Origin of the sequence: Pseudomonas sp. NPDC087626 (assembly GCF_044743405.1) — a bacterium.
Classification (GTDB): Bacteria; Pseudomonadota; Gammaproteobacteria; order Pseudomonadales; family Pseudomonadaceae; genus Aquipseudomonas.
The window spans coordinates 1-15,060 of the sequence record NZ_JBIUWJ010000057.1 but is presented as its reverse complement, the minus strand read 5'-3'; the positions used below and the strand labels follow the sequence as shown (position 1 = coordinate 15,060).

9 protein-coding genes, 1 rRNA gene and 1 pseudogene are annotated in these 15,060 nt (G+C 61.6%); 5 read left to right on the top strand and 6 right to left on the bottom strand.

Translation table 11 applies throughout. The features are described 5' to 3' along the window. Positions 1-93, top strand: a 5S ribosomal RNA gene (rrf, locus tag ACIOVD_RS27465); the annotation flags it as partial. A 149-nt stretch (positions 94-242) separates the two neighbouring features. Here rrf and ACIOVD_RS27460 read toward each other — a convergent pair. The 3 genes from ACIOVD_RS27460 to ACIOVD_RS27450 all read right to left on the bottom strand — a co-directional run bounded on the left by ACIOVD_RS27460 (position 243) and on the right by ACIOVD_RS27450 (position 4,342). Continuing rightward, positions 243-2,756, bottom strand: a complete 2,514-nt coding sequence (locus ACIOVD_RS27460; protein ID WP_401131300.1) for a TonB-dependent siderophore receptor — start codon at positions 2,754-2,756, stop codon at positions 243-245. Positions 2,757-2,838: 82 nt separating this feature from the next. Then, positions 2,839-3,837: a FecR domain-containing protein gene (locus tag ACIOVD_RS27455; RefSeq protein ID WP_401131298.1), complete on the bottom strand. Its 999-nt coding sequence runs from the start codon at positions 3,835-3,837 to the stop codon at positions 2,839-2,841. Next, positions 3,830-4,342 carry a sigma-70 family RNA polymerase sigma factor gene (locus ACIOVD_RS27450; RefSeq protein WP_095172010.1) on the bottom strand — a complete coding sequence of 171 codons (513 nt, stop codon included), beginning with the start codon at positions 4,340-4,342 and terminating at the stop codon, positions 3,830-3,832. The genes ACIOVD_RS27455 and ACIOVD_RS27450 overlap by 8 nt, the downstream gene beginning before the upstream one ends. 245 nt (positions 4,343-4,587) lie before the next feature. On the opposite strand from ACIOVD_RS27450, the pseudogene ACIOVD_RS27445 reads away from it, so the two are divergent. Continuing rightward, a pseudogene (locus ACIOVD_RS27445) lies at positions 4,588-5,679 on the top strand (cache domain-containing protein); the annotation flags it as partial. Between the two features lie 69 nt (positions 5,680-5,748). After that, the gene (locus ACIOVD_RS27440; RefSeq protein ID WP_371917616.1) at positions 5,749-6,534 is read left to right on the top strand and encodes a methyl-accepting chemotaxis protein; all 786 of its coding nucleotides are present in this window, start codon (positions 5,749-5,751) and stop codon (positions 6,532-6,534) included. 78 nt (positions 6,535-6,612) lie between these two features. On the opposite strand, the gene ACIOVD_RS27435 is transcribed toward ACIOVD_RS27440, so the two are convergent. Then, a complete protein-coding gene (locus tag ACIOVD_RS27435) occupies positions 6,613-7,323 on the bottom strand; it encodes a GntR family transcriptional regulator (protein ID WP_095172006.1) in 711 nt (236 codons plus the stop codon). A 271-nt stretch (positions 7,324-7,594) separates the two neighbouring features. Here ACIOVD_RS27435 and lapG point away from each other — a divergent pair, with 271 nt between their 5' ends. Both lapG and lapD read left to right on the top strand, forming a co-directional pair. After that, positions 7,595-8,287 (top strand): cysteine protease LapG, encoded by a 693-nt coding sequence (gene lapG, locus ACIOVD_RS27430; protein WP_095172004.1) that lies wholly within the window; start codon positions 7,595-7,597, stop codon positions 8,285-8,287. 14 nt (positions 8,288-8,301) lie between these two features. Beyond that, on the top strand, positions 8,302-10,248 hold the full coding sequence (gene lapD / locus ACIOVD_RS27425; RefSeq protein WP_095172003.1) for a cyclic di-GMP receptor LapD: 1,947 nt from the start codon (positions 8,302-8,304) through the stop codon (positions 10,246-10,248). 43 nt (positions 10,249-10,291) lie between these two features. Here lapD and ACIOVD_RS27420 read toward each other — a convergent pair whose 3' ends face one another. Then, a complete protein-coding gene (locus tag ACIOVD_RS27420; protein WP_401131302.1) occupies positions 10,292-10,630 on the bottom strand; it encodes a tryptophan synthase subunit beta in 339 nt (112 codons plus the stop codon). A 149-nt stretch (positions 10,631-10,779) separates the two neighbouring features. Continuing rightward, the coding region (locus tag ACIOVD_RS27415) for an immunoglobulin-like domain-containing protein (protein ID WP_401131295.1) at positions 10,780-15,060 on the bottom strand (4,281 nt) is incomplete at its 5' end.

Here is a 15,060-nt window from a genome sequence, read left to right as displayed (position 1 = left end):
ACCACCTGATCCCATCCCGAACTCAGCAGTGAAACGATGCATCGCCGATGGTAGTGTGGGGTTTCCCCATGTGAGAGTAGGTCATCGTCAAGATTGAATTCCGAAACCCCTGTCTGCATTGCAGACAGGGGTTTTGTCGTTTCAGGGGTAACCAAAGCCTCTGCAGGGCCCCATAGCTTGCTGCAGAGACAACAAAGCCAGCGGCTGAGCCCAGGCGCTGGCTTTGTTGGAATGACCCGCAGTTAGAACTGGTAGCTCACCGTGGCCGCCACGTTACGTTCCTCGCCCATGTAGCAGAAGCTCAGGCTGGCACAGGACGCAATGTAGGATTCGTCAGTCAGGTTGTTGGCATTCAGGCGCACATCGACCCCCTTCAGGCCCACCTTGCCCAGGTCGTAGCCGATCGAAGCATCAAACAGCGTGTACGCAGGCACCTTCATGGTGTTCTCGGCATCCGCCCAACTGTAGCCGACATATCGCACGCCACCGCCCAGGCGCAGGCCATCGAGTGCTGCGCTATCGAACAGGTAGTCCGCCCACAGCGAGGCCATATGGCGTGGTGCCTGAGTCGGCGAGTTGCCCTTGTTTTCGATCACATCGGTGTCGGTGCTCAGGGTGCTGATCATCGATTTGGAGTACTCGATGTCGGTAAAGGTGTAGCTGCCGAGCACTTTCAGGTTGTCGGTCACCTGGGTGTGTGCTTCCAGCTCCAGGCCCTGGGAGCGAACGGCCCCGACTGCACGATAGAAGTTTTCCTGGGGCAGCTTGGTCGCCAGGTTCTCCTGGTCAATGCGGAACAGCGATGCAGTGAATAGGTTGTCCGTCCCGGGTGGCTGGTACTTCAAGCCCACTTCCCATTGGGTGCCATCGGTCGGTGCCAAGGGGTTGCCCGCACTGTCTGCGTAGGAGTTCGGATTGAACGACTCGGAGTAGCTGATGTACGGCGCAATGCCGTTATCAAACAGATACAGCGCCCCGGCGCGTCCGGTCAGCTTGGTGCGTTTGTCGTTGACCTCGGTGCCTTCCGGGCGATTGAACTCGGCCAGGCGGTTCTCTTCCGAGGTTTCTACCCAGTCCTGACGCAGGCCCAGGGAGAACCGCCACTGGTCCATCTCGATCAGGTCCTGCAGGTAAACGCCGGTCTGCTCCAGGCGACGCAGGTAGCTCAATGGATCGTAGTAGGTGATCTCGGCGTTGCCGTACACCGGGTCGAAGGCGTTGATCGGTGCCACCGAACCACTGGTCCAGTCGACCACAGTCTTGCGCCGCTGGTAGTCAGCGCCCATCAATACCGTGTGCTTGCTGTCGCCGGTGAGGAACTCGGCCTGGAGCATGTTATCGACGATGAACGAATGCAGCTTTTCGTCGCCACCGGTGTAGTAGCGGTTCAGCTCATTGCTGGTGGGGGTGGTCCAGCCATACCCATAGATCTGGTCGAGTTTGACCTTGGAGTCCAGGTAACGGAAGTTCTGCCGCGCGGTGAAAACATCATTGAAGCGGTGTTCGAACTGGTAGCCGAAAGACTGCTGGTCGCGCTGGTAGCCATCGACTCCCGGTTCGCCTTCAAAGAAGTGCTCCGAGATGCGCTGACCATTGCGCTGATGCAGTGCGCCATCGGCCGGCATACCGCTGTGATAGCCGCCATCGGGGTCGTGCTGCAGGTAGGCCTGCAGGGTCAGTGAGGTGTCGTCGGTGAAGTCGATGCTCAAGGTCGGTGCCAGGGCGAAGCGCTTTTCCTTGTTATGGTCGAACTGCGTGTCGGATTTGTCGGCAAGGCCGGTCAGGCGATAGGCAATGCGCTTGTCGTCGTCTACAGGGCCGCTGAAGTCAAAACCCATACCTTGTTGGCCCTGCGTGCCGACCGTGGCTTGAACCTGATGATAGGCCTCGTATAGGGGCTTCTTGCTGGTGAGCGCCACCAGGCCGCCGGGCGAACTGCGCCCATAGAGCACCGAGGAAGGCCCCTTGAGGATGTCCACGCGCTCCAGGAAGTACGGATCGATCTGCATGCTGCTGTAAGTGCCGCTGTCCCCCATGGACTTCAAGCCATCGAGGTAGATGTTGTCCACCGAGCCATCGTTGAAGCCGCGCATGGCCACGTAGTCGTAGCGATGGGTGGCACCATAGGGGTTGGTCAGCACGCCCGGGGTGTAGCGCATGGTCTGGGATACGGTTTGCGCACCCTGGTCGTCCATTTGCTGGCGAGTGACCACCGACACACTTTGCGAGGTTTCCAGCAGGGCAGTGCTGGTCTTGGTGGCGACCTGACTGTGAGTGGCGTTGTAGCCTTCCATGCTGCCCAGTGCGTTACCCAGGGCAAACCCCTTGATGTCGGTGGTCGGCAGATTCAGTGCTGCGCCTTCGGCTTGCGGCCGCAGGACGTAACTGCTGCCGTCCTGGCTGACCGCCTGTAGGCCCGAACCGTTGAGCACGTGGCTCAAGGCCTGATCTGCCGAGTAGTCGCCCTGCACCCCAGGCGATTGCCGGCCCTGGGTGAGTTCGGGAGTGGTCGACAGGGTGATGCCGGCCTGGCGCGCGAACTGATTCAGCACCTCGCTCAAGGGGCCGGCGGCGATGTCATAGCTACGGCTGGCACTGGCCACACTGGCATCCGCGCCATGGGCGAGCAACGGCAGTGCGCTCACCCCCAGTGCGGTGGAGAACAGCGCGGCGCGGATGGCTTGGCGCAGCAAGCTGGCGGACGGTGAGTCTGGGGCGCAGGGGCAGGGCAGGGAACGGTGGGTGCGAACAGTCATCATGGGTTTCCGTGGGAGTCGCTCAAGGCAGATTGAAGTGCTTACTGTCTAAGCCGGACTACGCTGGAAAACCCGCCAAAAATCACACCTGGCGCTCCACGGTCACCCACCAGCGTGTGCGATAGCGCACCTGCACGGGGAGCGTCTGCGCCACGATGGCCAGCAGCTTGTCGGTATCCTCCAGGCGGAACACCCCAGACAGACGCAAGTCGGCGATCTGCGAGGCGCAGGCAAGATGCCCACGGCGGTAGCGGCTCACTTCCTTGAGGAAATCCGCCAGGCGCATGTTGCGCGTGACGATCAAGCCATCCACCCAGGCGCCGGGGTCCATCGCCAGAGGCGGGGCAGGTGCCGCCAGGGCAGGGGTGATCAGGTAGCTTTGCCCTGCCTGGACCCGCATCGGCGCGCCGTCCGCCGCCTGCGGTGCAAGCACTGCGACACTGCCACTGGTGACGCTGAGCCGGGTGCAGTCGCGCTCCTGGCGCACGATAAAACGTGCGGTGCTCGCCTCGAACAGACCGTGCTCGCTTTGCACCCGCAACGGCTGGCCCGGGGTCGGCGTCAGGCTGCTGCCGCAGGTCACCATGATTTCGCCACGTGCCAGCTTGATCAGGCGTTGCCCGGCGGTGAAATCCAGGTTGGCGGCGCTGTCGGTGTTCAGGCGCAGGCGAGTGCCGTCTGGCAACTGGAAGCCGCGGCGCTCGCCCGTGGCGGTGGCGAAATCGGCGTTCCACTGCAACCCGCCCATCTGCTCCCGACCGAGCCACGCGGCAGAGCCCAGCAACAGCGCGCCGCCAAGCAGCTTCAGGGCCTGGCGACGGTCCAGGCGTTGCGCACTCTGTTCCAGGGTGTGCAACGCGACCTGGGCACCCGGCACCGCCCGCAGGTTGGCGCTCAACTCTTGTTGCAGCGACTGCACCCGCTGCCAGGCCAGTTCGTGTTCCGGATGTGCCGTGCGCCACCGCTCACATTGCGCCTGGAGCTTGGGGTTGCTGGCGTTATTGCGCAGGCGCAGCAGCCAACTGATGGCCTGCTTGACCACCTGCTGGTGGGGTCCGCCGTGGGCGCGCAGATTACTCACCCGCCTGGCCCTCATAACGCAGCACGTAGCAGTGATAGAGCGCATCGGCGACGTACCGCTCCACCGACCGCAAGGACAACCCCATCTGCTCGGCGATCTGCTTATGGGGCAGTCCCTCGCACTGGGCCAACACAAACGCCTTGCGCACCTTCGGCTTGAGGCCTTCGAGCATCCGCGTTATGCGCTCCAGCAACTCGAGCACCAAGGCTCGCGCTTCGGCACTCGGCGCTTCGGCTTCGGGCAGGTGGGCGATGCTTTCCAGGTAGGCGCGCTCGATCTCCGCACGGCGCCAGTGATCGATCACCAGGCCACGGGCAATGGTCCGCAAGAAGGCGCGGGGGGCCTTGAGTTCGAGTCGCTCGGTCCGCTGCAACAGGCGCACGAACGTGTCCTGGGCCAGATCCGCCGCATCGGCGGCATTGCCCAGGCGGCTGCGCAGCCACGTATTGAGCCAACCATGGTGGTTGCTGTAGAGCACCTGTACCGCTGACTCAGGAGAGGGCATGAACGCGACAGCCTGGACGTCACAAATGATAATTAGTCGCATTGTCATCAAGGCCTGTGATTTTTGCAACTGCCGCCGCTTCACGCCCTCGATAAACCTCAATGAAAGTGCTCTAGCCCGCCATTCGCCGGTTTTTTGCAGAGATTGTCCCGGGTTCTGCACAAAAGCCTAAGTTTTCCCGGCTTGGTGCCGAAAGAGTGGGGGAGACATGCGTGCACCAAAGTAGAGCGGCCACAGAGCGGCCTATGGCGTCACATGGAATGTTGCACCCGGAACGCATCCCTACTCTTTTGCATGAGAAGTCCCCTGACATGAATCTCAAGTTCAGCCATAAAATCCTGTTGGCCGCTTCGGGCGTCGTGGTCCTGGCGTTCGCCTTGTTCACTTTGTATAACGACTACCTGCAGCGCAACACCATCCAGCAAAACCTCGACACCTCGGTCCAGCAAGCAGGGGCCCTGACCGCCAGCAGCGTGCAGAACTGGCTCAGTGGGCGGATCCTGGTCCTGGAGAACCTGGCGCAGAACGTCGCGCACCAGGGCGCCAACGCCGACTTCCCAGGCCTGGTCGACCAGCCGGCCTTCACCTCGAACTTCCAGTTCACCTACGTCGGCCAGGCAAACGGAGTGTTTACCCAGCGCCCTGACGCGAAAATGCCCGAGGGCTACGACCCGCGCCAGCGCCCCTGGTACAAGCAGGCGGTCGCGGCTGACCAAACCATGCTGACCCCGCCCTATATGGCTGCAGTCGGCGGGCTGGTGGTGACCATCGCCATGCCGGTCAAGAAGCATGGCGAACTGCTGGGTGTGGTGGGCGGCGACTTGAGCCTGGCGACCCTGGTCAACATCATCAACTCGGTGGACTTCGGCGGCATCGGCCATGCGTTCCTGGTCAGCGCCGACGGCCAGGTAATCGTCAGCCCGGACAAAGACCAGGTGATGAAAAACCTCAAGGACATCTACCCCGGCGCCAACGTGCGTGTCGGTGCGGGCAACCAGGACGTGCTGCTCAACCAGCAGGAACGCATCCTGTCCTTTACCCCGGTCAACGGTCTGCCGAATGCGCAGTGGTACATAGGCCTGTCGATCGACCGGGACAAGGCCTACGCCGCCCTGGGCAAGTTCCGCACCTCGGCCTTGATCGCCATGTTCGTCGCCGTGACCGCCATTGCCGTGCTGCTGAGCCTGTTGATCCAAGTGCTGATGCGCCCACTGACCACCATGGGCCGCGCCATGCAGGACATCGCCCAGGGTGAGGGCGACCTGACTCGCCGCCTGGCCGTGGAAAGCAAGGATGAATTCGGTGAGCTGGGCGGGGCCTTCAACCAGTTCGTGGAGCGCATTCATGCCTCCATCAGCGAAGTTTCGTCGGCCACCCGCCAGGTGCACGACTTGTCGCAACGAGTGATGGCGTCCTCCAATGCCTCGATCGTCGGTTCCGATGAGCAAAGTGCACGCACCAACAGCGTCGCCGCGGCCATCAATGAACTGGGCGCAGCCACCCAGGAAATCGCCCGCAACGCGGCGGACGCTTCGCAACACGCCAGCGGCGCCAGCGAGCAGGCCGACGACGGGCGCCAAGTGGTGGAGCAGACCATTCTGGCGATGACCGAGCTGTCGCAGAAAATCAGTCTGTCCTGCACCCAGATCGAAACCCTCAACGCCAGTACCGACAACATCGGGCACATTCTCGATGTGATCAAGGGTATCTCCCAGCAGACCAACCTGCTGGCGCTCAACGCCGCAATCGAAGCGGCGCGTGCCGGTGAAGCCGGGCGCGGGTTTGCCGTGGTGGCGGACGAAGTGCGCAACCTGGCTCACCGCACCCAGGAGTCGGCCGAAGAGATCCACAAGATGATCACCTCGCTGCAAGTCGGCTCGCGTGAGGCGGTATCGACCATGAACGCCAGCCAGCTCTCCAGCGAAGAAAGTGTCGAAGTGGCGAATCAGGCGGGTGCGCGACTGGTCAGCGTGACCCAGCGCATCACCGAGATCGACGGCATGAACCAGTCGGTGGCGGCCGCGACGGAAGAGCAGACCGCCGTGGTGGAGACCCTCAACGTCGACATCAACCAGATCAACCTGCTGAACCAGCAAGGTGTGGCCAACCTCAATGAAACCTTGAAGGATTGCGATGCCCTGTCGCTGCAGGCCAATCGCCTGAAGCAACTGGTGGACAGCTTCAAGATCTGAAGCCTCGTAGCACTGGCAAAAACGCGATGAGCCCGGCTGGGCTCATCGCGTTTTTTTTCGCCTGTGCACCTGCGAGTATCAGTTCGCTGAGGTCTTGCCCTGGGACTCGACGCTGTTCAGATAGCGGGTGATGACGTCCACCGCGCGATTGAGGTGGTGCGTCAGTTTGGCCACGCCCAGGGCGATGTCCCCGGCTTGGGCGATGCGCAGCAGTTCGCGGTGATCTTCCTGGGTGAGTTTGCCCAGCCCCATGGACCCCAGGTTGAAGCGCAGGAAGCGTTCTTCTTCCCACAAGCCGTTTTCGATCAGGGTCAGCAACCGACGGTTGGGCGCCTTGCGGTACAGGGCCATATGGAACAGGCGATTGAGCCGGCCGATTTCGGCGTAATCGGTCTCGGTTTCCAGGTGGTCGATGTGGCTCGCTGCCTCGGCGAAATCCGCTTCATCGAGCAGCGGAATCGACAAGCGCAGGGCCTCGCACTCCAGCAGGATGCGCAGCGCATAAGTCTCGGCGGCATCACCTTCGATCAGAGGCGCCACGACCGCGCCTTTGTGGGCGACGACATGCAGCAGCGATTGCGCTTCGAGCTGGCGCAGCGCTTCGCGTACCGGCATGCGGCTGACGCCGAACAGGTCGGCCAGGTCTTGCTGGCGCAGTGCGGTGCCGCAGGGCAGGCGCCCGTCGAGAATCGCCGAGCGCAGGGTCTCTTCGATCACCGCACGAGCCAGGTGAGCGGGGATAGGGCCGCTGACGGTAATGGTGCTGAGTGGGTTGGGCTTCTGTGCCACGACAATGCCCTCCGACAGTAGAAGTAAATATTGGATCCAATGCACACTAGTGACTGGGTGCCAGCTTGTCAAACGGGCGAGACAATGCCTTTTTCGAGCGTTTAACGCCACAGGCATAGGTGCCGGATGAGCGGATGGCAAACGCGGCGCTGTGATCTTGGTCGGTCCTTCAAGTTTAGCCTGCGCGCAGTGATTGCATCGTGCCATTGTCTTTTACCGATCCAGGCTGCACCATCATCGATTTCCCCACCGCCCTCCCGGAATCACTGCATTGCTGGCACGTTGCGCACTCACTTTGACCTGGCGTTGGCTGTGCTCGGCACTGCTGATCGGCAGTGTCATGCTCGGTGCCCTGCAGGCCGATTGGGACTTCTCGCTGATCAGTCGGCGGGCAGAGGCCTTGTACGGGCCGCTAGGCGAGGGCAAGCAGCGGATCGATGCCTGGCAGCACCTGCTGGCCACACAGCAGCAAGTGCCGGAGCTCGAGCAGCTCAAAGTGGTCAATCTGTTCTTCAACAAGCAGATGCGTTACGTGGAAGACATCGACCTGTGGCGTCAGGTCGATTATTGGGAAACACCCGTCGAAGGCTTATGGAAGGGCGCCGGAGATTGCGAAGACTATGCGATCGCCAAATACTTCAGCCTGCGCCATCTCGGGGTTTCCAGCGACAAGTTGCGTATCACCTACGTCAAGGCCCTGCGCCAGAACCGCGCGCACATGGTCTTGACCTACTATGCCAGCCCGGACGCGATGCCATTGGTGCTCGACAGCCTGGTCGACGCCATTGCGCCCGCCAGCCAGCGTACCGACCTGTTGCCGGTCTACTCCTTCAATGCGCAGGGCTTGTGGCTACCGGGTGCCAAGGGTAACCAGAAAGTCGGCGATACCAAGCGCCTGTCCCGTTGGCAGGATGTGTTGAAAAAAATGCAGGCCGAGGGATTTCCGGCCGAGACGACCCACTAGGAGCACGCGTTCAGATGTCATTGTTCAAACAGTTGTTGCTTGCTATCTGCCTGTTCCTGGTGGTCGCCTTCACCGGCAGCTTCATGGTCAGCCTGGAAAGTTCGCGGACCCAGTACGTCAATCAACTGCGCTCCCACGCCCAGGACGCGGCCACGGCGCTGGCGTTGTCGCTGACCCCGAACATCGACGACCCGGCGATGGTCGAGCTGCTGGTCAGCTCGATCTTCGACAGCGGTTATTACGCGAGCATTCGTGTGGTGGACCTCAAGACCGACAGCGCCATTGTCGAGCGCAGCGGTACACCCGACGTGAGCAAGGTACCGCAGTGGTTCGTCAACCTGATCGGCCTGGAGCCAGCCGGTGGTGATGCCTTGGTCAGCCGCGGCTGGGAACAGGCGGCCAGGGTCGAGGTAATCAGCCATCCGATGTTCGCCGTGGCCAAGCTCTGGCAGAGCGCCCTGGGCAGCCTTGGCTGGTTGCTGGTGTGTGGCGCGGTCAGCGCGGTGTTGGGGGCGTTGTTGCTGCGCCGCCAGCTCAAGCCGCTGGACTACATGGTCAAGCAGTCCCATGCGATTGCCCGGCGCGAGTTCCTCAGCCTGCCGGAGCTGCCGCGCACACCTGAGTTGCGGCGTGTGGTGCAGGCGATGAACCAGATGGTCGAAAAGCTCAAGGCGCTGTTCCAGGAGCAGGCCGAGCGCAGCGAGAAACTGCGCGCGCAATCCTATCAGGACACCCTCACGGGCTTGGCCAACCGGCGCTATTTCGAGATGCAGTTGAATGCCCGGGTGAGCAATGCCGAACAGGCGAGCACCGGTTATCTGTTGCTGCTGCGGGTCAAGGACCTGGCGGGCCTCAACCAGCGCCTGGGCGGGCAACGTACCGACCAGTTGCTGCAGGCCGTCGGCCAACAGCTATCGCGTGAGTGTGCGCGGTACCCGGAAACCCAGAACCTGGTCACCCGGATCCGTGGCGGCGAATTTGCAGTGCTGGCGCCAGGACTGGTCCGCGAAGAGGCGCAGCAACTGGCACAGAGCCTGGACAGTGCATTGGCCAGCCTGCATGCCACCGGCGCGACTGACGTGCCAACGGTGGCGGCGATCGGCCTGGCGCCGTTCGTCCACGGCGACACGCCGCAGGCGGTGTTGAGCCTGGCCGACCAGGCACTGTTGCAAGCGGAAGGCGAGGGCGAGTCGAACTGGGCGTGCCTGGAGCACAACGTGGCCGCGACCGTTGGCGAAGACCATCATGCCTGGCACCGGCTGCTGGACCAGGCACTCGAGCAACAGCGCTTCCAGCTGTACTTCCAGCCGGTGGTGGCCAGCCAGGACACCGACCTGGTGCTGCATTACAAAGTCCTGTCGCGTCTGCTCGACGAGCAGGGCCAGACCATTCCCGCCGGGCGCTTCCTGCCGTGGCTGGAACGATTTGGCTGGATGTCGCGGCTTGACCGCCTGATGCTCGAGGGCGTGTTGACGCAGATGGCCAGCCACCAGCAATCGCTGGCGCTCAATCTGTCCGCGGCGACCCTGGCCGATCCGCAGGCGCTGAACAAGGTCTTCGAGATCCTGCGCCAGCATTCGGACCTGGGGCCACGCCTGACCCTGGAAATCGGTGAGGAGCAACTCCCTGACCAGGCCGTGCTCGAACAACTGACCCAGCGTCTGCGCGAGCTGGGGTTCTCCCTCAGCCTGCAGCGTTTCGGCGGACGGTTCAGCATGATCGGCAATCTGTCGCGCCTGGGCCTGGCCTATCTGAAAATCGATGGCAGCTACATCCGCGCCATCGATCAGGAAAGTGACAAGCGCCTGTTCATCGAAGCCATCCAGCGCGCCGCCCACAGCATCGACCTGCCGCTGATTGCCGAGCGGGTGGAGACCGAAGGGGAGTTGCGGGTGATTCGCGAGATGGGTCTGTACGGGGTGCAGGGCCAGTTGTTCGGCGAACCGAAACCCTGGCAGTAGTAATGAGGATGAGCGTACCCGTCGACCGGGTGCGCTCCGGGGCTCAGATCAGCCCGCTTTCATCTTCGTTGATCAGATGGCTCAACCCACCCAGGGCTTCACGTGCCTGGGTCCGGTCCATCAGCTTGGCTTGTGCGGCCGGCGGCAGGTCGGTGACGCGAATCACCCCTTTGCTGGTCAGCACCTGAATCAGGTCGTCGAGTACCCGGATCATCTCCAGGTCACTCTGTTTAAGCTGTTTGAGGCTGGTTTCCATCACCTCGTTGGCGTACCAGGCCTGGATCTCGTGGTGGTCGGCGGGCAGCGTTTCCGTTGCCTCGGCGTAGGGCGCAGCCTCTACGCGCACCAGCAGGCCCTGTGCATTACGTTGCACGTAGAACATCGACAATCCCTCATGAATGAACCAGCGTCGTGCTGTCAGCAGCATAGGCCAACGCAGGTGAGTATGCGGGGCAACGCTCAAGTCGTCACCCCGGCGGTCACTCGAACAAGCCTGCCGACCTCCCGTATGAGCGGTCGGCAGGTACCCGGTCAACTGTTGTTGTGGTCGATCTTGATGGTTGGGTCGAGGCCGACCACCAGCGAGTTGACGCTCTGACCGGACCAGTTGTTGCCTTCCAGTTTGATCGTCACGTCGGCGTTGGCGATGCCACCTGCGGCATTAAGCTTGCCTTCGGAACTGACCTGCAACGTCGATACCCCTTCCACCGTGGTGATTTTCAGGAAGTTGTCGATGGTGCTGGCGCTCTCGCCCTGCAACAGGTCACGCAGATCGATGCGGTCACCTTCGCTGGCCTTGAAGTCCTTGATCACGTCATTGCCGGTATCACCAGACCTCCAGACGAAGGTGTCGGCACCCGAGCCGCCGGTCAGGATGTCATTGCCCGAACCGCCCAACAGGATGTCGTTGCCTTCGCCGCCGAGCAGCGTGTCCTTGCCGGTGCCACCCAGCAGGATGTCATTGCCCTTGCCGCCGTCGAGCACATCGTCGCCGCCCTGGCCGAAGATGATGTCGTTGCCGGCACCGCCCAGCAGGTTATCGATACCGTCACGCGCCCCGGACACATCGAACGCGTTGTAGTGCTCGGTGACGTACTGGTGCACATTGCTGGCAGTGACCTTGCTGACGTCCACCCCGGTTTGCTGGCCAACGAAGGCCTGCATGGCCTGGTAACCCTCGCCGGCAATGCCGTTGAAGCTCACCAGGTCGCCGAAGATGATGTCGTTGCCATCACCGCCATCGACCTTGTCGGCACCCGGCAGGGTGGCCTCGGAATGGCCGAGGATGGCATTGGCCAGGTCCTTCGGATCGATGTTGGTCTGCGGCTTGTCATCAGTGTCGTACGGAATCAGGTCGGCCGGCTTGATGGTCTTGTTCAGGCCGATCGCCTCGACCTGCGACAGGCCACTGAGCAACAGGAAGCTGCTGTTGGAGTTACTGGTCGTGCCATTCCTGTCATCGGTGTAGGAGATCTCATACGTACCGTCACCCTGCGCACGGATCGTGCCGAGGGTATTGGAGTTGTACCACTTGCCCGGCTCGTATTCCGTCCATTTGAGGACCTGGCCGTTACTGTTGATCAACTGGCGGCTCACACCGCCCAGGGTGATATACGCGGTATCGCCCAGTTTGTAGTTGTTGACGTTCAAGTAGTCGTCCAGCTTGCCGTCGTTTTTGGTGGTGCTGTAGTAGAAGTCCGCCACCACCGGGTTGGTCTGCTCGCCACTCTGGTAGTAGTTAGGCTGACCGTCGGTGATGAAGTACGTCAGGTTGGTGGCGCCTTTGTTGCCCATGGCCTGATCGCTCTGGAACCAGTTGGCCGTGGTCTTGAACACGTCCTCGTAGTTGGTGCCGCCGCCCGACTGCATCGACCTGACCATGCCCTGCAGTTGCTCCAGCGCGCCCTGGTCATTGAGGTTGACCGACAGTGTCTTGCTCACGGTGCTGTCGAACGTCGTCAGGAAGATGTTCACCGTCCCCGAGGAGTCCGCACCCAGGCTCTGCTTGAGGGTGTTGAACATCAGGGCCAGCGACTCCTTCGCCGCCTTGATCGAGGTGTCCATACTGCCGGAGGTGTCGACCATGAACGCGATGTTGTAGTTCTTGCCCTGGACCACGTTCAGGCCACCGATGTCGGCAATGACGATGTCATTGCTGTCGGTCCCCAGGATGTTGTCATCCTTGGTCGTGCCCATGATCGGGTTGTACGTCGCCGGGTACAGGGTCACCGGGATCTGCGCAGTACTTGGCGCGGAACCACCCAACTGCTCGGTGGACGTCGACGTCACCGTCAAGTTGAACGAGGTGCTGTGGTACGGCGGCGGGGTGATGGTCAGCGTGCCGAGGTTCCAGCCGGTGACAATCGCCTCGCCATTGGTCGCGGTGGCCGTGAAGGTATGACCGGCGCCATCGCTGAGCACGGAGCCCGCCGGAATCCCGCCGATCTTCACGCTCAGGCTTTCGGAACCGTCCCTGTCAGTCAGTTCGGTGGTGATGGCCGACAGCTTGATGGTGCCGCCTTCTGGACCGGTGTTGAGTTTGTAACCGTCGTAGTAACCCTCACCGTTGCTGCCGTGCAGATCGGAAACCGTGACACCGGCATTGATCAGGTCGTTGACGCCGGTGTAGATCGGCACGCCGGCATTATTCAGGTTGAGCACCGGACCGTTGTCCACCTTGAGGTTGACGTCGTAGCTGCCCGCGCCGCTCTGGTTGTGGTGGTAGATGTCCAGGGTGTAGTAACCGCTGGTGGTCGGCGTGAAGCTACCGTTGAGCGTGCCGCCATTGCCCCACAGGGCGCTGGCCACGTTCTGGCCGCCAATGGTCACCAGCAGGCTGTCGTCGCCGGTACCGCTGAAGGAGTAGACCTTGCCGGCTTCGAGGTAAATCAGGCCGGAGGTTTTCGAGGCAACCCCAGCCGTCACACTGCCTTCCTGCACGTCGCTGACGGTGGTGCTGGTGTTTGGCTTTCCGGCCGCGTCGATCACCGATTTCAGGGTGTTGGTTGGTGCACCGCTGCCTGCACCATTGAAGCCGGTGTTCAGCGCAGTCAGGCCGGTCCAGGTTTCCTTGATCAAGCCGGTCGAGTTCACGTTGGTGCCGGCGATGCTCAGTGTTGGCGCATCGGCCTGCGGAGTGATATCGACCTTCAAGGTCGCTTCATTACCCAGGTTGAAGCCATCGGTAGGCTTGAACTTGATCTGCGCGTAATCCGCGGCTTTGTTGCCCACTCCGGTGCCGCCATAACCGTCGGCACCCGACTCGTTGCGTGCGGGCACAAACGTCAGTTTGCCGAGGGCGATATCCGCCTGGCTGATGGTTTGGCCAACCGTGACCTTGACGCCGTTGAACAGCAACTCGCCAGCGCCCGATACCTGGGTGATGGTGATGCTCAACGGGCTGTCGTTATCGACGTCGGTGACCTTGAAGTTGTCCCAGGTCAGGGTCATGGTCGTGTCTTCGAGACCGGTAACGGCCCCGCCGACAGTCACAGGTGCATGGTCGTTGTCGACGATGGTGGTGATCACGCTGGACTTGTCCGGATCGATCCCCAGGTTTTCGAAGGAACCACCGGTAGCCTTGTCGATAGTGATCACGAAGTTCTCGGCACCTTCGACCAGCTTGTCATCGCGGGTGCTGATATCGAACCCGACATTGTTGCTGTTGGCCGGAATCGTGACCGTCACTACACCGCTGAAATCCACACCATCGATCGCGGTGCCAGTGTACTTCAAGGTCACCGTCACATCGGTCTTGGCGGTGTTGCTCAGGTTCAGCGTGTAATGCGCCGATTGGCCTTCGATCACCGAAGTCACACCACTGATACCCACGGTGGTCAGGTCGCCCTGGCCACTTGGTTCATCTGTCACGGTGGTGGTCAACGTGGTGTCTTTGAGCGTCAGCTTCTCGAAGTTCTCGTTACCGGTGACCGAAACCAGCTTGTTGACGATCGGAGCCTGGCCGCCAGTGAAGATGTCGTCCTTGGCAAAGACCACTGCAGTGCCCGTGGTGCCATTGGCCGGGATCTTGACCGTGGTGCCGTCGCTGAGTTTGAAGGTCAGCTCACCGTGGCTGGCCATTGGCAGGCCAGCGGTGTTGGTCAGGGTCACGGTGTAGGTGATCTGGCCGCCTTCGGCGACAGTGGTTTTATCCACACTCAGGGTGGCCGTCACTTCGGTGAGGGTGTCGCTGACTTTCACCACGGCTTCGCCGCCGAGCACCAGGTTCTCGAAGGACTTGCCTGGAACCGTTGCGTCAGTGACGCTCAGCTTGATGGTTTCGCCGTCTTTGTAGACGTCGTCGCCTTGGGCTTTCAGCTCGTACGGCACGCTGGTGGTGCCGGCCTTGATCACCACGGTCGCGCCGTTGCTCAAGGTGACGGTCAGGTCTTGTTTCAGCTCCTGATCGACCTTGACGGTGAACTTCGGCGCAGCGTTTTCCAGCACATCACCGTTGCTTTCGATGGTGACGGTGATCTTGTCGCCTTGGCCCGATGGCTCGTCGGTGACGGTAGTGGTGTATTGGTCTTTGCCGAGGGTCAGCTTCTCGAAGTTGTTAGCCGAAACCGACTCGAGCTTGTTGACGATCGCGTCCTGGCCACCGGTGAAGATGTTGTCTTTGGCGGTGACCACAGCCGTACCACTGGTGCCGTTAGCCGGGATTTTCACCACAGTGCCATCGGTCAGCGTGAACTCCAGAGGACCATGGCTCGCCATCGGCATGCCAGCAGCGTTGGTCAGCGTCACGGTGTAGGTGACTTCACCGCCTTCGGCGACAGTGGATTTATCCACCGTCAGGGTGGCTTTCACCTC